Here is a 16,639-nt window from a genome sequence, read left to right as displayed (position 1 = left end):
GGAGAGTCTACATGGTCGCCGACGGACTAATTCCCCGGATCGAACCCGTAGGTGCCGTGAAGCGGCAGTTTCGCGTTCTCCGGGCCGCCCTCGACCTGGGTCACGGCCATCCCGTCGACGCGAACGCCCTTGCGGGCGTCCAGCGCGCGCTTCAGGCCTGCTTCGACGAAGTCCCCATCGACGGGTGCAGCCGGCGCACCGCCGACCACGGAGTCCGCGAGATACCCCCTCAACACGGCATCCTGGGCCTGTTTGAAGAGCGCCGGGCTTCCAAAGAGCTCGACCGCCACCACGCGCCCCCCGCGGGCGACGACAAAGCCCACGGCATCCGGGAAACTCGCGAGATCCTGCCGGAGCGCCGCAAGGGCGTCGTCCACCTGCTTGCGTACCTCGGGAGCCGAGACCGCACCGTTCACGGTCGTTCCCGAGGGCATGCTCGCCATCGGGGCGGCATTGGCCCGATACTCCGCCACCTTCGACCACACCTCTTCCTGGCTCTCGCGGGCCGCCGCGCTCTTGACGGACTGGGGAACGACCGAACCGCTGTACTCGAACTTCGTCCTCCCCTCCGTCCAGCGGCCGTGCTCGACGCAGAACGCTTCGACCTGCATGGCCTTGCCCGGCGGCACCAGCGTGTCTTTGGCAACGATCCGGTCCTGCTTGCCGCCCAGCAACAAGTCGCCTGCGAGAAGAAGCAGCGGCTTGTCTCCGTGATTGATCACGAGCAGGGAGTTGACCTGGCTCGTTGGAAGCTCCCGAATCTCCACCGTGCCCATCTTCTGGGCCTCGGCCAAGGTCGTGACCTCCTCGCCACCTCCCTTTTGGGCGTCCTCCAGGATCGGAATCACGGTGAGCCCTCCCGAGCTGAAGGAGCCGGCCAAGCGCAACCCCTCCACCTTGGTTCCAGACCCGGTTTGGGCCACTTCTGGAGCGGGCGGAGCGGACGACCGACATCCGATCACGGCGAGGCTGAGACCGACCAGGGCGAACAACTTCATGAGAGCACCTCGCCCATGGGTGTCGCAGAGGAGGCCAACCGTTCAACCGATTTGCCCTACGTGGAGCCTTTGACTTGCCGCACCAGAACGGTCCCGATGAAGAACACCACGGCCGCACCGACGAGCGTCATCGAGTACCCCAGCCCGAACTGCAGGCGGTTGCCCCAGTCGATCACACGCCCGAATCCGCCCGCAAAGATCTGGACGGAGGAGATGCTCGACTGCCACACCCCCATGTCCTTACCCGACGCTTCCTTGTCCGGCAGGACGTCGCTGACCAACGCCCAGTCCGCCGAGAGGAAGGCGCCGTAGCCAAAACCGAAGCCCAGCGCCAGGCACCAGATCACGGTGTAGTTGGGAATGAAGGCGATCGGGACCAGCACCGCCGCCATCAGGGTCCCACCCGAGTAGATCACCCGCTTGCGCCCGATGCGGTCCGACGCCTTAGCGGCCCACCCCGCTCCCACCGCGCCGAAGACGGAGATCGTGAGGCCGATCACGAGGGTCGCGGTTTGACCGTCACCCACCGCAATGCCGAAGATGCGAAACTCCTTGACCACGTCCTCGAGGTAGTTGCGCAAGTAGGGCTGCACCATGTAGAAGCCCAGGGCGTTGAGGAATCGGGTGAACCAGACCCAGCGGAAGTCGCGACTCGCCCACGGGGCCTTCCAGCCCACCAGAAACTCTTTGAACGAAGCGGGTGTTTCCGCGGGCCTTTCCGAGGCCACATCGACCCCCCGCAGCAGCGCCAGAACCCAAAGGGCGCACAGGACGTTGACCACCGCGATCCCCACGTAGATCAGCACGACGCTGCCGAGCAACGCGCCGACGACCGCCGAGCAGAAGTGGCCGACGAGCTGCATCAGCCCCATCCACCCGCTGGCTTTCCCGCGGTCGGTCTCGGCGACCACATCGGGAATGAGGGCGCTGTACGGTCCGGTGCCCACGTCGTCGGAAACCTGCAGCAACAGATAGCCCACAACGAGCATCCAGAGCTGGTTGGCGCCCGCGAGAATGGCCAGCGAAACCACGGTCGCCGCGGCTCCGATCGCGATGAACGGACGCCGCCTTCCCCCTTGCGAGGTGAAGCGATCGCTCAGGTACCCGAACACCGACGGCCCCACCACGGCCCAGACCGCTCCGATCATGAACACCATCCCCCAGGCCGTGTTCTTCTCTCCCCCCGGAACGATGGCGTTCACCTGTCCGGGCAACACCGCGAGGAGCAGGATGAACCACTTGTAGCTTGTGGCGAACCAGTACGCAGACAAGCCGGCGTACCACAGCGTCGATCGGCGGGGCTGCGTCACGAGGAGTTGCTTCGCCGTTGCGCGCCGGATTCCTTCGGCGTCGGGAAATCTGTCAATCTGCCACTGCGGATGTCCCACTTCGACACGATCGTCGCGCCCATCACCGGCCTTGCCAACGCGGCCGTGGCGATCGTGCGCGTCTCGGGCCCCGATGCGTGGCACATCGCCCAAACCGTCTTCGGACCCTGGCCCGAATCGCCGACCCCGCGAGCAGCCCACTTCGGGACGTTCGCGCACGGCGACGAGGGGTTTGCCCTTCCGTTCGAAGAGGGTCGCTCCTACACCGGGGAGCAGACGGTCGAGTTCTCCATCCACGGCTCGCCGGCATCGGTGCTCGCGCTCTGTCAGGCGTGCCTGGCTGCGGGCGCGCGCCGCGCCGAGCCCGGCGAGTTCACGCAGCGCGCGTTCTTGAACGGCCGCATCGACCTTTCGCAAGCCGAAGGCGTACGGGACACGATCGAGGCGGAAACACAGTCCCAGTTGCGGCTCGCCCGCCTCCATCGAGAAGGGGCGCTGCGGAACCGGGTCCGCGCGATCCGCGAGCGCGTTCTCGGGGTCCAGGCCTCGATCGAAGCGAGCGTCGACTTCAGCGACGAGGTCGGGGAGCTGGACAAGCCCGAGGCCCTCGCGGCGCTCGCGCAGGTCGCGCGCAACGTCGAGGAGCTTGCGGCGACCGCCGAAACCGGGAGGATCCTCCGACACGGGCTGAGGGTCGCGATCGTCGGCCGTCCGAATGCGGGCAAATCATCCCTGCTCAACGCCCTCTTGGGCACCGACCGGGCCATCGTGACCGACGTGCCGGGCACCACCCGCGACTTCTTGGAGGAGCGCGCCGACCTCGGCGGCATCCCCTGCGTCCTGACCGACACCGCCGGTCTGCGCGAAACCGATGACCCGGTAGAGGCCCTCGGCGTGGAACGGGCGCGGAACGCCGCCGCCGCCGCCGACCGCGTGTGGTACGTCGCCGACGCCTCGCTCGGCTGGACCGAAGAAGATGCCCGCCAACACGCCGCCCTCGATCGACCGTGCCTCGTGCTTGCCAACAAGTGCGACCTGGCGCCGAACGCGGGCTTCGGCAGGCCCGTTTCGGCGACGACCGGCGCGGGCCTGTCGGACCTGATCGCCACCCTCGCCGCGGATCTGGAACTCTCGCCCGACGCGCCCGCGGTCAACGCCCGGCACGCCGCGAGCCTCGCGCAAGCGCTCGAAGGGGTGAACCTCGCCACGGACGTCCTCCGTGCCGACCGACCGACCGACCTCGCCAGCGTCGGCCTCCAGCAAGCGTCGAGCGCCTTGGGCGCCATCACCGGCGAGACGGCCGATGCGGACCTCGTCGATCGCCTCTTCGCCGACTTCTGCCTTGGAAAGTAAGGGCGGCGGGTGCGATACACTGGAATCGGGCCCCAGGGCCTTTGGAACCCCCACCCGCGCCCCAGCGTTATATAAGATGTAAGCAATTCACTTGATAATCTTACACTCAAGTCCATGCGATTCGACAAACTCACCCTCAAAGCCCAAGAAGCCTTCCAGTCCGCACAGGAGATAGCGACCACGCATCAGCACGCCAACGTCGATGTCGAGCACATCGCGGCCGCTCTCCTCGACCAGGACGGGGGCGTCACGCGACCATTGCTCGAGAAGCTCGATGCGGACCCCACGTCCATTCGGGCCCAGATCGAAGGGGAGCTGGAGCGTGCGCCCACGGTGCAAGGAGCCTCTTCTTACGGGAGCGCGATCACCGGGCGCATGCAGAAGGTTTTCAACGACGCGTTCGCGCTCGCGGACGCGATGCACGACGAGTACGTCTCCACCGAGCATCTCCTCGTCGCGCTGGTCGAAGAGCCGGGCGCCACGGGCAAGATCCTGCGTTCGTCCGGCATCAACAAGAAGGATCTGGAGACGGCGATCGACGCGTTGCGCGGCGGTCGGGGCGTCACGGACGCCAACGCCGAGGAGCGCTACCAGGCGCTCGAGAAGTACGGGATCGACCTCACGGCGCGGGCGCGCAGCGGCAAGCTGGACCCCGTGATCGGCCGCGACGAGGAGATCCGCCGCGTGATCCAGGTCCTCAGCCGCCGCACGAAGAACAATCCCGTGCTGATCGGCGAACCCGGCGTCGGCAAGACGGCCGTGGTGGAGGGCCTCGCCCAGCGCGTCGTCAGCGGCGACGTGCCCGAGGGGCTGCGCGACAAGTCGGTCGTTTCGCTCGACCTGGGCGCCATGATCGCAGGGGCGAAGTACCGCGGCGAGTTCGAAGATCGCCTCAAGGCGCTCTTGGACGAGATCAAGCGCTCGGACGGCCGCATCATCCTGTTCATCGACGAGCTCCACACGCTGGTCGGCGCCGGGAAGGCAGAAGGGTCGATGGACGCGGCGAACATGCTCAAGCCGATGCTCGCGCGCGGCGAGCTCCGCTGCGTGGGCGCGACGACGCTGAACGAGTATCGCCAGTACGTCGAGAAGGACAAGGCGCTCGAGCGCCGGTTCCAGACCGTCTACGTGGGCGAGCCCAGCGTCGAGGAGACGATTTCGATCCTGCGCGGTCTGAAGGAGCGGTACGAGATCCACCACGGCGTGCGCATCACCGACTCCGCGCTCGTCGCGGCGGCGACGCTCAGCAACCGGTACATCACCGATCGCTTCCTGCCGGACAAGGCCATCGACCTGATGGACGAGGCCGCCTCGAAGATGAAGATCGAGATCGACAGCGTGCCGGTCGAGATCGACGAGATCGAGCGCCAGATCACCCAGCTTGAAATCGACCGGGAGGCGCTCAAGAAGGAGGACGACAAGGCGAGCAAGGAGCGCCTCGAGTCCACCGAGCGGAAGCTGGCAGAGCTTTCCGAGCAGGCGTCAGGCCTGAGGGGTGTTTGGGAGCGCGAGAAGGAGAAGATCGAGTCCGTGCGAGCCCTCAAGGAGCAGCTTGAGACGCTGCGGACGGAGCTCCAGCAAGCCGAGCGGGAGGCCGACTGGGCCACCGCCGCGGAGATCCAGCACGGACGGATTCCCACGCTTCAGAAGCAGCTTGAAGAGGACACCGCCGAACTCGAGCAGATCCAGCAGGGCGGCAAGATGCTCAAGGAAGAGGTCGACGCCGAAGACATCGCCGAAGTCGTGAGCAAGTGGACCGGCGTGCCGGTCAGCAAGATGCTCCAGGGCGAAATGCAGAAGTTGCTTTCGATGGAGGAGCACCTCAAGCGTCGCGTCGTCGGCCAAGACGACGCGCTCCAGATCCTCTCGGACGCCGTGAGGCGTTCGCGCAGCGGTCTGGCCGATCCGCACCGTCCCATCGGCTCGTTCCTGTTCCTGGGGCCCACCGGAGTCGGGAAGACCGAGACCGCCAAGGCCCTCGCCGAGTTCCTGTTCGACGACGAACGGGCGATGGTGCGCATCGACATGAGCGAGTACGGCGAGAAGCACTCCGTGGCGCGGCTCATCGGGGCGCCCCCCGGCTATGTCGGCTACGAAGAGGGCGGCCAACTCACCGAAGCCGTGCGTCGACGCCCCTACAGCGTGGTCTTGCTCGACGAGGTCGAGAAGGCGCACCCCGAGGTGTTCAACGTCTTGTTGCAGATGCTCGACGACGGCCGTCTGACCGACGGCCACGGGCGGACCGTGGACTTCCGAAACGCGGTGGTGATCCTCACGAGCAACCTCGGATCCCACCTCTACGGCGACCCCATCTCCACGGACGCGGACTTCGAGACGACGAAGTCGAGGGTCTTGGAGGAGGTCCGGGCGTTCTTCCGGCCCGAGTTCATCAACCGGATCGACGACATCATCGTGTTCCGCCCGCTCGGCGTGGCGCAGATTCGCGAGATCGTGAAGATCCAGCTTGGACACCTTGCCCAGCGCCTCGCGGAGCGGCGCATCACGCTGGACCTCTCCGAGGAGGCCGCGACCCAGATTGCGACCGCCGGTTACGACCCCGTGTACGGGGCCAGACCGCTCAAGCGCGCGATCCAGACGTTCGTGATGAACCCCCTGGCCCAGCGCATCCTGCGCGGTGAGGTCGAGGATGGGCAGACGGTCCACGTGGACTATCGGGACGGGGCGTTCACCTTCGAATCCGAACCCGCCAAGGTGTAACGTTTACCGGGCCCAGCCCCCGATGCTGAGGCGAGATTCAACCGTACAATAGTTGCATGGCTTCCAATCGCCGCAGGGGTCCCCTTGAGCACGTACTGCTGATTCTGCTGTCGATTGTGCTGTTCTGCCTAGCGACCATCGGGTTCTTCGCAGGCGACTTGTTGCTTGGCACCCCATCCGTGATCGGCGCAGTGGCCACGGCCTTGCTGGGGATTCCGGCCGGGCCGAGGGAAGACCGGCTTCGACAAGGTTGCCTGATTTCTGTTGCGGGGGTGCTGTTTGGATTCCTCGTGCTCGTCATGAATCCGATCTATGCGCGCGACCATCGCGACAGTCGAACCGAGTGCCTTTCCAACATCAAACAAATAGCCATGAGCATGGTCATGTACGCCGGCGACCACGACGGGCGCTTCTCTCTCGCCGCGACCTGGTACCGGGAACTCCCGCCCTACGCCGGGAACGAAGCTTTGTTCCACTGCCCCCTCGCCACCTCCCCCTGGTCCTACGCGATGGACCGCTCCATGGCGGGCGCGAACGCAGAGACCCTCAAGGACCCGGAGGAACACGTGCTCATCTTCGAAGCCAACGCCGCTCTGCCCGATGCCTCCGGGGGCCGGGAATGGCTCGTCCCGCGCCACCCATCTGGGGACAAGACCGTCGCCAACATCGCCTTTGCGGACGGTCACGCCCGGGCCTACACGTTCGACGAGGCCGCCCAGTTCAAGTGGTGACCTCGTCGATCCCCGCCCAATCGAGAGCCGTGGAGCGCTCCCAGAAGGTGTGATACTCCACGATCTTGCCATCGCGTACGACAAAGCCGTCGGCGAACCTGCCATCGATCCACTCGTCCGAGTCCTTGAGGCGAACCCGGGCGTGGAGGTACACGACCACCCGCTCCCCGCTGGCAAAAAAGCCCTCGGGGTCGCAGCTTCCCTCCGCCCACGTTCCCCGTCCCTGCTGCAGATGCGCGACCACGCTCTCGATGCCTCGGTAGGTCCCGGCCGTGGCGTGTCGCTGGGGCTCGATCCGCACAATCTCCGGATCGAAGCACGCCGCGACCGAGGCGAGGTCGTTGCGGTTGACGGCCTCGAAGAAGCGGCTGAGAACCTCGATCGCGTCATCCATGGGAGATGCCTCCCTTCCTCCCCGCAGTCGCCCAGTACACGGGCAGACCCACAAGGATCGCGGCGAACGTCCCCAAGGTCGGCCAGCGGGAGGCTCCGTCCATCACGGCGTTCGCCAGCAGCATGAGCGTCGAGAGGATGAACAGGGCGGGCACAAAGGGGTAAAGGGGGGTGCGCACGGGCGGGTCGTAGTGCGGGTGGTCGGGCACCGCGGCCTCTTCCCCGCTCTCCGCGGCCGTGGGCGGCAGTTCGCCAGGCGGCGTCGCGGCCCCGCGCTTCGCCCGCGCGCGGAACACGAACACGCTGCCCACCGCCAGCGCGTAAAACGGCACCATCGCCGTCACGAACGCGTCCGCGAGCTGCGCGAACGAGCCGATCGACACGAACACGATGCCGATGGCCGCGGTCAGCACCACCGACACGTACGGCGTGTGGTACCTCGGGTGCACCCGCGCGACAGCCGGGAAGAACAGCTTGTCCTCGGCCATCGCGTAGAAGATGCGAGGCGCGGTGAGCATCGAGCCGTTGAGCGTGCCGAACGTCGAGAGCATCACCGTCGCCACGATGAACGCCAGGCCCGCAGGTCCCACGAGCCCCTGCATCACGTCGGCGGCCACCTGCTTGCTCGCGGCGATCTCGCCCACCGAAAGCACCGACAAATACGCGAGGTTCGCCAGCAGGTACACGGCGATGATGATCGCCGTGCCCAAGAAGATCGAGCGCGGCACGTTGCGCCGTGGATCCGCAATCTCGCCGGACACGTACGTCGAGTCCGACCAGCCGTCGAACGCCCACAGCACCGACACCAGCGCCAACCCGAACGGTGCGAACGAGAAGCTGCCCGCCGGCACCGCCGGCGTGAAGTGGGCCGTGTTGCCCGGTAGCCCGCGCGCGAACGCCAGGACCACCAGCGCCATCAATCCACCCGTTTTGAGGATCGTCGTGACGTTCTGGATCCCGGTTCCCCACCGCACGCCCCGCACGTTCGCGAACGCCACCACGACCAGCGCGCCGATCGCCGCGTACGTCGCGTACCGCGCGAACTCCGCCGAGTCGGGATCGAGACCCCCCAGCCTCAACGCGTACTCGCCGAAGATCACCGCCACGGCCCCCAGCGCCGCCGGCCGGATCAAAAGCAGCTGCGCCCAGCCGAACAGGAACCCCATCGGCCGACCGTAGGCCTCCCTCAAAAACACGTACAGGCCGCCCGCGTAGGGAAACGCGCCCCCCACCTCGGCGAGCGTCAACGCTCCGCACAGCGCGAACAGGCCGCCGACCACCCAAACCGAAAGCATCGGCAGCGGCCCCGGCATCTTTTCGGCGATGCCGGCGGGCGATCCGAAGATCCCCGAGCCGATCGTGCTGCCGACGACCACCGCAACGGCACTCCAAAAACCGATCTGCCGCTGAAGGTGCGGCGATTCGCCGATCTGCGCCATGCGCTGAGCTTCGACGGGACGCAGGGAGTTCCTTCGTTGGGTCGAAATCTCCTCCCGTTCGACGCAGAATCTGCCAATCTTAGGAGAACCCAACGGCCTCTCCCAGCGTAAGGAATCTCACCCATGTCCAAGACCGAACTGATCGCCCTGGCGACGCTCGCCGCGTTCGCGTTGCCCACCCTCGCTCCCGCCCAAAAGAAGGCGGATCCCCCGAAGACCGGGCAGAAGACCGAACAAAAGCAGGCGGAACCCGAGAAAACCGACGAGCAGAAGGCCGCCGACAAGAAGGGCGAAGAGTACGAGAAGGCCGTCAAGGACCTGCAAAAGATCGAAGGTGCGTTCACCTTTTATCTCCGGAAACGGGAGCTCCTGATCGAACTGCCCGAGGAGCAGCTCGGCAAGCTCTTCCTGATCCAGGCCGCCTTCGGAACGGGATCGAGCGCAAACGGCACCCAGGCCGGAGATCCGATCGGCGATACCGCCATCGACACTTTCCGATTCGAAAAGCACGACGACCAGATCTGGCTCGTCCGCCCGAACCTCGCCTACCGATGGTCCGCCGAAGACCCGCTGGGCCTGGCCTCGTCCAGGAGTTTTCCCGAGGCGATCCTCGCGGGTTTCCGTATCGAACAGCAGCATCCCGCCAAAAAGCTCGTGCTGGCCAACGTCACCCAACTCTTCTATGGCGACGTGTTCCGACTGAACGACCTGGTGAACATGGGGGTCGGCGGGCAATACGTGCTCGACCGGGAGAAGTGCGAGCCCGCCTCCGTCAAGAGCTTCGACAAGAACTCCGTGGTGCGGATGAACCTCCACTTCGTCTCTCCGAGGGGCGCCGAGCGGAATCCCCTGCTCGCCCTCCTCGGCCTGTCCGGGACCGACCAGCTCGCGGACAGCCGGAGCATTCCGATCAGTGTCAGCTACAACCTCTGGTACCGCGAAACGAGCGACTACATGCCCCGCCTCGCCGATCCCCGCGTGGGGTACTTCACCGAGGACTTCTATTCGGTCGACCGGTTTCTTGCCATCGATCGGACCCAGCGCTACATCATGCGCTTCAACCTGAAGAAGAAGGACCCGGACGCGGCGATGAGCGAGCCCGTCAAACCGATCGTCTGGACGATCGATCCCTCGGTGCCCGAGCAATATCGGGACGCCTGCAAGGACGGGATTTTGAGGTGGAACAAGGCGTTCGAGAAACTCGGCTACCGCAACGCCATCGTGGTCCAGGACGCCCCCGACGATCCCGACTGGGACCACGCAGACGGCCGCTACAACGTGTTCCGATGGACGATGAGCCCGGACGCGGGATATGCGGTCTCGCTGGTGCGGACCGACCCGTTCACCGGCGAAATCCTCAACGCCAGCATCACCTTCGACGCCAACATGCTTCAGTTTTCCCAACAGGAGCACCAACGGCTCGCCGTCCCGGCCTCGACCGCGATCACGAGGGCCAACGCGGTGCTGGTGCGCGACCCGAAGCGGCGCGAACCGGCCGACGCGTTCCTCTGGACGGACGAGCAGGATCAGATGCGCGCCGAAGCGCGACAGAAGCTCGGGCAGATGGGCTGGAAGCGGCTCGAGTGCAGCTTCGCGCCGGGGCTCCGCGACTCCGCGAGCTTCGCTTGGAACGCCCTCCTTCCCTTGCCCGGGGTGGCGATCTCGAAAGAGGAGTACTCCAAGGAGTTCATCCGCGACGTGGTGAGCCACGAGATGGGCCACTGCCTGGGGCTGCGCCACAACTTCGAAGGCTCGACGGGACTCTCCACCGGACAACTCGCCAACGACGATCTGACGAATCGGGAAGGGGTTTCCGCGAGCGTCATGGACTACGTTCCGGTGAACGTGATGGCCGTGCTGAAGGGACAGGGCAACTTCTTCTCCCCCACGATCGGAAAGTACGACGAGTGGGCGATCGAGTACGGGTACGGAGACGTGAAGGCCTACTCTCCGGAAGGCGAACGGTACGGGCTCGAGCGCATCGCCTCGCAGAGCACGCAGCCGGGCCTCGGTTTCATGACGGACGAGAACGCCGACTCGTGGAACCCCTACGTCGTCCGGTTCGACAACGCCGCGGACCCCCTCAACTACTCGGAAAGGCAGATCGAGGCGGCGCATCGGATTCGCCGATACGCGATCGACAAGCTGCCCCTCGCGGACGAGAGCTACGCGCGCCGGACGAACATGATCCTGCAGTCGATCGTCGCGACGTTTCGCGAGGGCCGCTACGCCTCGCGGTTCATCGGCGGCATCGTAGCGAATCGCTCCTTCCGCTCAGGCCAAGGGACGCTCGCGCCGGTCTCCCCGGCGCTCCAGCGGCAGGCGACCCGCCTCCTTGCCCGGGAGTGCCTTCATGCGGACGCCTTCGCTCTCCCGGATTCCGTCCGGAACAACCTCGCCATCGACAACAACCTTGAGGAGTCGCAAGACTGGATCGCCCCGCTTCGGCAACTGATCGGAAGGCAGCAGATGATGCTCTACGCGGGGGCGATGAGCGCCGACACGATCGACCGCATCACCGAGAACCAGGTGAAATGGGGCGACAAACCCGGCGCCTACACGCTGGAGGAGCACGTCGGTACGATGCTCGCGGCCGCTTTCGGCGAAATCGGTAAGAACCAGAACGTGCCTGCGACCCGGAGAGACCTGCAGCGGTTCGCCCTCAACGCGCTGATCCTCCAATCTTCGGCTGGCACCGGTGCGATCAACGAGGACATGCGGCTCTTGGCATCCGACGCCCTGCGCCGCCTCTCGGTCCGATTCGGCCAGCAACTGGCCGCCGGCGCGAAACTCGACTCGATGACGCGCCTCCACCTCAAGGACTGCAAAGAGACCGTGGATCGGTTCCTCGAGCGCCACTACGCGGTGGGTCGTTGAGGACGGGGTGAGGACGCATGCCGACCACGAGTGACAACGCACCGACCGCCGAAGAGGTCCTCCAAGAGCTGCGCGCGTTCATCGACGCGGCGGCCGAGGGCCTCGAGCCGGGCGCGCCACCGCTCAAGCCCGACCACCGCATTCCCTTTCACTGGCCGCCCCATCCGGTAAGCCACGGGTTTCACGTGCTGGCCGGAGATTGGAAGGAGCGGGCCACTTGGAGCGCCTATGGCGAGACGTTCCCCGTGACCGTGGCGCGGACGCCTCATGGGATTTTCGGGAGGTGCGATGTCCTTTGGCACGAGGCGCGGGGCGAGACCATGGAGGAGATGCTGGCCAACCTCGAAACGACCGCGGCCCCTCTGTTCGAGCGCCAGTTCGCGATCAGCAAAACCCTCGGCCTCGAGGGGCGTTTTGGCGGCCATATCCGAGATCTCGGTCCCGTCGATCTGGTGAAACTCCTCTACTGTCCCGATCGAGACGTGGCCAACGAAGCCCGTACGGAGATCGAAAAACACGCCAGCCTCAACGTGTTCACGCCGGCCCTGATCGAGGTCCTCAAGGACACCCGCCATCCCCACCGGAGATCGGCGCAGTGGTGCGTTCTGGACCTTTTTGAAGATCTCCCCAGCTTCTGCACGAATCCGACCCAAGAGAACGAGGCCGTGGCGGCGATGAAGGAGCTTCTGTGGTCCTCGCAGGACGACTACGCGCGCACGATCTACAAGGCGGGGGTCGTGTTGGGCGGACACCTTCCCGACGAGGAGGGCGAATTCGCCTTGCTGGATTGCCTTCGCGCCAAGAGCAAGTACGGGCGGCGCAGCGCGATGCACGGGTTGTTCCATGTCGTCGAGTGGCACCCCGGCGAACGGGAGAGGGTCGTGAGCGCCCTGCGCGCCGCCGCGGCGGTCGAACCGGAACCGCTGCTCAAGACCTTTGCGTCGCACATGGCGGACGACATTGAAGCCCAACGCTTCGAACACGTCGAGGAACCGATCTTCGACGAAGAGCGCTGAGACGACGTTCGACGCCTTTCCGGCAGGATTGGGGAGCTCCTTTCACGAAAGCGGGTTCCGTGATCTCCTGCCTTCTCGCCTTTGCCTGCGTCTCGCGCCTCGATGCGATCCTCGACGACTCCAAGCTCCAAGGCGCCTGGGTTTCCGCCACCGTTTGCACCCTCGGCGGCGAGACCTTGTACGAGCGAAACCCCGGAATCCGCATGATGCCGGCCAGCAACGAGAAGCTCGCCTCGGTCGCCTTCGCCTTTGCGAAGCTGGGCCCGGAGCACCGTTTCCAAACCCGATTCTGGAAGGTACGCGAGGGCGTTCGCGTGCAAGCCGAGGGCGATCCGTTGCTCACGTACGCCCAACTCAAGGCGGCGGGGGCAAAGCTCGGCATCGGAAAGGACACGGCGGTCTACGTCCACCAACCGTTTCGCGCCCAGATCGGCCCGGCGTGGGAGTGGGACGATCTGCCCAACAAGTACGCGGCTCCCGTTTCCGGATTGACCGTGGATCGGGGCTCCTTCGAGATCTGGGCGGAAGATGGGAAGGCCTTCTTCCTCCCCGAAAGTTATGGCACGCGGACCGTGCGCGTCACGGAGGAGGGCAAGCCCTCCGTCCGGTACGACCCGTCCCAACGCGTCGCCCTCCTCTACGGGGGCCTGCCGAAGGCGCGCACCCGGCTCGACACTCTCGCCCTGCCCGCTCCCGACCGGGCGGCGGTGGCCGCGCTCGGAGGGCTCTACGCCGTCGGCGGCGACGTGCCCGCGCGCGAACCCGATTTCGTCATCGAAAGCCCGCCTCTGGCGGAGATCGCCCACGAGTGCCTGACGAAGAGCGACAACAACTTGGCGGAGATGCTCCTTCTCGCCGCGGCCGGCAAGGAGGGTCCACTTGGGGACGCGCCCTACGGCGTGGCGACCAAGCGGCTTGGCGCCTTCCTGGAGGGCACGGTGGGCGTGACCAAGGGCGACTGGGTGCCTCAAGACGGCAGCGGGCTCAGCCGCCACAACATGGTCGCTTCCCGCGGACTCGCAAGGGTGCTGGTTTGGGCGGCAAAACAGTCCTGGAATAAGAGTTGGGAGAGCTCCCTCGCTTCCTCGAGCGTAGGAACGTTGTCGGGTCGCTTGAAAGGGACGGGATTCCGCGGCAAGACCGGGACCCTGCATCTGGCAAGCGCCCTCTCGGGTTACGTCGAGGACGGCAAGGGACGGACGCTGGTCGTGTCACTGGTTTTCAACCACTTCCTTTGCAGTTCGGCGGAAGCACGGGGAATCCAGGACACTTTCGTAACCGAATTGCAAAAGGAATTCCTGGACGGCACGCCGTTTGCCTTGAGAAGAACGTATGAAAGCCCTCATGCCCACGCGGAGCTTGGCACTGTTGCTGGCCATTGGATTCCTGGATCTGTTCACCACCCTTTGGCTGCACGTGAACGGCATGATGGTCGAGCTCAACCCGATCATGCGCTACTTCCTGCTCAGGGATGAGTGGGCCTTCGTGCTGGTGAAATCGGCGACCCTGTTCGGGGCCTGGGGCGTGCTCGTGTGGTACGCCAAGACCAATCGCGAATTCGTGCGCCGCTCCTGTCTGTGGGCCTCGGGAGCCTACGTCGCACTGTGGGTGGTCTGGTTCAGCGTCGGACACTTCGTGCTGAACTAGCTGCTCTCGCCCTCCGTGAGGGGCGACAGATCGCACGCCCGTCAAGCGGGCGTGGCACCCTGGGAGTCTCGACACGCCCGTCAAGCGGGCGTGGCACCCTGGGACCTTCCCCCTTTTCCTCCCGGATCAAACCGTGGCGGGAACCGGAGCGGCTTCGGTATGTCCCTGCTCGGCGTCGATGCACGCCTTCAGCGCCACCAGCGCCACCTCGATCTGATCCTCGTCCGGTTCGACCGTGGTGATGTACTGCGTCCACAGACCCGGCTTGAAGAGCGCCATCACGAAGTTGCTGTTGCGGAACTTCCCCGCGAACCGGAGCATTTCGTAGCTGATTCCCGCGATGAACGGCAAGATCAGCAGCTCGATCCCGAACCGGAGGAGGGTATTGAGGAACAGCAGGTGCTTCCACTCCGGCACCGGGTACCTCGGCACGAACGTGAAGATGAGGATGCCCACCAGCAACACGATGATCGCGAAACTCGTCCCGCACCTCGGGTGAAGCCGTGTCTGCCGTTTGCAGTTCTCCAGGGTCAGCTCCTCGTCCGCCTCCAGCGTGTTGATCGCCTTGTGCTCGGCGCCGTGGAACATGAAGACGCGTTTGATTTCGGGCATCCGACTCACCAGCCAGATGTAGCCGATGAAGATCACGACCTTCACCAGATTGCTCACGAAGTTCACGATCGTCGAGTCGTCGATGCCGAAGAAGCGCTGCAGCAAACCCTGGCCGATCAGGTTGGGCAAGAAAACGAACAGGAACAGGCCGACGACCAGCCCCATGACCATCGCGCCGCCCACCGCGATCTTCTTGATGGAGTCGTTCTCTCCGCCTCCGGAAACGACCTCGCCCGGCACCGCCTCCGGCTTCTCGTCGGAGCCCTCTCCAGAAGGAGTCTGGGGCTGGTAGCGATCGTCCATCTGGATGTGCGAGGCGAAGTGCATCGCACGGATTCCGAGGGCCATGGCGTCGAGCAGCGCGAGGGTTCCCCTCAGGAAGGGGAGTTTAAGCCACTTCTGCCGGCCGATCCAAGTCTTCGCAAGAGGCTCTGCCTGCAGGACGATCTGCTGGTTGGGAGCCCGCACGGCCACGGCGAAGTACCGCGGCGAACGCATCATGACCCCTTCGATGATGGCCTGTCCGCCGTACTGGAGATACTCGCCCTTGGGCATCGCTGGATTATACCGGGGGACGGACCCCGACCTCCCCGGAACGCCCCAAACCTACCCGGCTCGCTTTCGCCGCATCAGGGCCAATCCACCGATCCCAAGCGCGATCAGGGTTGTGGGCTCCGGCACCGGAGTAAGGACCACGTTGTCGAATCCGATCTTGATGCCGGGGGTCGTGTTATCGAACAAGCGGACCCGCATGCGAACTTCCGAGACGTCGGCCAAGGTCGCGGCGAACGAGCCCGAAGTGACGGTCCAAGAAGCCTCGTCGATTTGGATCGAGTGGTGGATCCAATCCGTAGGCTGTCCCGATTGAGGGGCGGTCCAAAGAAGCGAGCCCCCTGGCCCTGACACCCGCACCTCGAACGGCAGCGGACTTCCGTCGGTCGGCACTTCGATCATGCGGAAGTCGTAACTGTACGTCCCCGCCCCGATCAAGCTGCTCCAATCACCCAAGAAGGCGCTCGGAGCCACTACATAGGTGCTGCCGCACGGCTCCTGCCAACGCATCCAACCATCAGGATTTCCCCCGGCAGACTGCCAGGAGTAGCCCAGGTTTCAAGTGTCGCCGTGCCAGCCCTCCAAGTTCGAGTCGAAGTGCGAAGCCGCGCTCTGAGCGTTTGCGGCTCCCACCAACACCAAAGATCCCACCAGGGTCAGAGATTTGCGAAACATGAAGACTCCTCTTTCTTTTGACCACAATCAACAATCGGGCCAACGCAGCGTTGCGTCCCAGCGACACGCCATCAGTGTAGGTGAGGAACAAGCAAAAGAAGCTTGCGCGACCCAAATCCCGGTACAAATGCAGAGCCACGTATGGATCCCATCGACGCGTTGGCGCTCCATCCGCGTCGACGCGGGGGACCTGGGCGCGGCTACGAGGGATCAAGATTGCCGGGTTGTCGAATCCTTTGCAACAAATCCCGCCAAATCTCGTCTAAAATAGTGGACGTTTCCACAGGAGGTGGCACATGA

13 protein-coding genes are annotated in these 16,639 nt (G+C 65.1%); 7 read left to right on the top strand and 6 right to left on the bottom strand.

All coding sequences use genetic code 11. The features are described 5' to 3' along the window. Nucleotides 1-26 precede the first annotated feature (26 nt). Together M9921_00125 and M9921_00120 are read right to left on the bottom strand one after the other, a co-directional pair. Entirely contained in the window at nt 27-998 is a 972-nt protein-coding gene (locus M9921_00125; GenBank protein ID MCO5295243.1) for a hypothetical protein, read from the bottom strand. Between the two features lie 56 nt (nt 999-1,054). Then, nucleotides 1,055-2,386, bottom strand: coding sequence for an MFS transporter (locus tag M9921_00120; protein ID MCO5295242.1), 1,332 nt, complete (start codon nt 2,384-2,386; stop codon nt 1,055-1,057). Between M9921_00120 and mnmE the strand changes: the two genes are divergently transcribed. The 3 genes from mnmE (at nt 2,378) to M9921_00105 (ending at nt 7,128) form a co-directional block, all read left to right on the top strand. Further along, nucleotides 2,378-3,679: a tRNA uridine-5-carboxymethylaminomethyl(34) synthesis GTPase MnmE gene (gene mnmE, locus M9921_00115; GenBank protein ID MCO5295241.1), complete on the top strand. Its 1,302-nt coding sequence runs from the start codon at nt 2,378-2,380 to the stop codon at nt 3,677-3,679. The two genes, M9921_00120 and mnmE, sit on opposite strands and share 9 nt — an antisense overlap. Nucleotides 3,680-3,793: 114 nt before the next feature. After that, nucleotides 3,794-6,397, top strand: a complete 2,604-nt coding sequence (clpB, locus tag M9921_00110) for an ATP-dependent chaperone ClpB (protein MCO5295240.1) — start codon at nt 3,794-3,796, stop codon at nt 6,395-6,397. A 56-nt stretch (nt 6,398-6,453) separates the two neighbouring features. Further along, the gene (locus M9921_00105; protein MCO5295239.1) at nt 6,454-7,128 is read left to right on the top strand and encodes a hypothetical protein; all 675 of its coding nucleotides are present in this window, start codon (nt 6,454-6,456) and stop codon (nt 7,126-7,128) included. On the opposite strand, the gene M9921_00100 is transcribed toward M9921_00105, so the two are convergent. Together M9921_00100 and M9921_00095 are read right to left on the bottom strand one after the other, a co-directional pair. Further along, entirely contained in the window at nt 7,118-7,522 is a 405-nt protein-coding gene (locus M9921_00100; GenBank protein MCO5295238.1) for a nuclear transport factor 2 family protein, read from the bottom strand. The genes M9921_00105 and M9921_00100 overlap by 11 nt on opposite strands. Further along, entirely contained in the window at nt 7,515-8,960 is a 1,446-nt protein-coding gene (locus tag M9921_00095; GenBank protein MCO5295237.1) for an amino acid permease, read from the bottom strand. The genes M9921_00100 and M9921_00095 overlap by 8 nt, the downstream gene beginning before the upstream one ends. Nucleotides 8,961-9,083: 123 nt before the next feature. Here M9921_00095 and M9921_00090 point away from each other — a divergent pair, with 123 nt between their 5' ends. The 4 genes from M9921_00090 to M9921_00075 are packed head-to-tail and all read left to right on the top strand — an operon-like array spanning nt 9,084 to nt 14,500. Further along, the gene (locus M9921_00090; protein MCO5295236.1) at nt 9,084-11,837 is read left to right on the top strand and encodes a zinc-dependent metalloprotease; all 2,754 of its coding nucleotides are present in this window, start codon (nt 9,084-9,086) and stop codon (nt 11,835-11,837) included. Between the two features lie 17 nt (nt 11,838-11,854). Beyond that, entirely contained in the window at nt 11,855-12,853 is a 999-nt protein-coding gene (locus tag M9921_00085; protein ID MCO5295235.1) for a hypothetical protein, read from the top strand. Between the two features lie 59 nt (nt 12,854-12,912). Further along, nucleotides 12,913-14,328 (top strand): D-alanyl-D-alanine carboxypeptidase, encoded by a 1,416-nt coding sequence (locus tag M9921_00080; GenBank protein MCO5295234.1) that lies wholly within the window; start codon nt 12,913-12,915, stop codon nt 14,326-14,328. Continuing rightward, on the top strand, nt 14,279-14,500 hold the full coding sequence (locus tag M9921_00075) for a DUF5658 family protein (GenBank protein ID MCO5295233.1): 222 nt from the start codon (nt 14,279-14,281) through the stop codon (nt 14,498-14,500). Before M9921_00080 ends, M9921_00075 begins: the two co-directional genes overlap by 50 nt. Nucleotides 14,501-14,626: 126 nt before the next feature. Here M9921_00075 and M9921_00070 read toward each other — a convergent pair whose 3' ends face one another. Then, complete coding sequence (locus M9921_00070) at nt 14,627-15,667, bottom strand: DUF1385 domain-containing protein (protein ID MCO5295232.1); 1,041 nt, start codon at nt 15,665-15,667, stop codon at nt 14,627-14,629. Between the two features lie 51 nt (nt 15,668-15,718). Next, entirely contained in the window at nt 15,719-16,174 is a 456-nt protein-coding gene (locus M9921_00065) for a PEP-CTERM sorting domain-containing protein (protein MCO5295231.1), read from the bottom strand. Between the last annotated feature and the right edge of the window lie 465 nt (nt 16,175-16,639).

It is taken from the genome of Fimbriimonadaceae bacterium, from assembly GCA_023957775.1.
Taxonomy (GTDB): domain Bacteria; phylum Armatimonadota; class Fimbriimonadia; order Fimbriimonadales; family Fimbriimonadaceae; genus JAMLGR01.
Note: the sequence above shows the minus strand (reverse complement) of the source record. Positions and strands in the feature narration are given on the sequence as shown.

Excerpts from the sequence above, each read along its gene's own strand:
- M9921_00095 (MCO5295237.1), bottom strand. The coding sequence starts at position 8,960 with ATGGCGCAGATCGGCGAATCGCCGCACCTTCAGCGGCAGATCGGTTTT.
- M9921_00085 (MCO5295235.1), top strand. The coding sequence starts at position 11,855 with ATGCCGACCACGAGTGACAACGCACCGACCGCCGAAGAGGTCCTCCAA.
- M9921_00105 (MCO5295239.1), top strand. The coding sequence starts at position 6,454 with ATGGCTTCCAATCGCCGCAGGGGTCCCCTTGAGCACGTACTGCTGATT.
- M9921_00075 (MCO5295233.1), top strand. The coding sequence starts at position 14,279 with ATGATGGTCGAGCTCAACCCGATCATGCGCTACTTCCTGCTCAGGGAT.
- mnmE (MCO5295241.1), top strand. The coding sequence starts at position 2,378 with ATGTCCCACTTCGACACGATCGTCGCGCCCATCACCGGCCTTGCCAAC.
- M9921_00125 (MCO5295243.1), bottom strand. The coding sequence starts at position 998 with ATGAAGTTGTTCGCCCTGGTCGGTCTCAGCCTCGCCGTGATCGGATGT.
- M9921_00100 (MCO5295238.1), bottom strand. The coding sequence starts at position 7,522 with ATGGATGACGCGATCGAGGTTCTCAGCCGCTTCTTCGAGGCCGTCAAC.
- clpB (MCO5295240.1), top strand. The coding sequence starts at position 3,794 with ATGCGATTCGACAAACTCACCCTCAAAGCCCAAGAAGCCTTCCAGTCC.
- M9921_00070 (MCO5295232.1), bottom strand. The coding sequence starts at position 15,667 with ATGCCCAAGGGCGAGTATCTCCAGTACGGCGGACAGGCCATCATCGAA.
- M9921_00090 (MCO5295236.1), top strand. The coding sequence starts at position 9,084 with ATGTCCAAGACCGAACTGATCGCCCTGGCGACGCTCGCCGCGTTCGCG.
- M9921_00065 (MCO5295231.1), bottom strand. The coding sequence starts at position 16,174 with ATGCGTTGGCAGGAGCCGTGCGGCAGCACCTATGTAGTGGCTCCGAGC.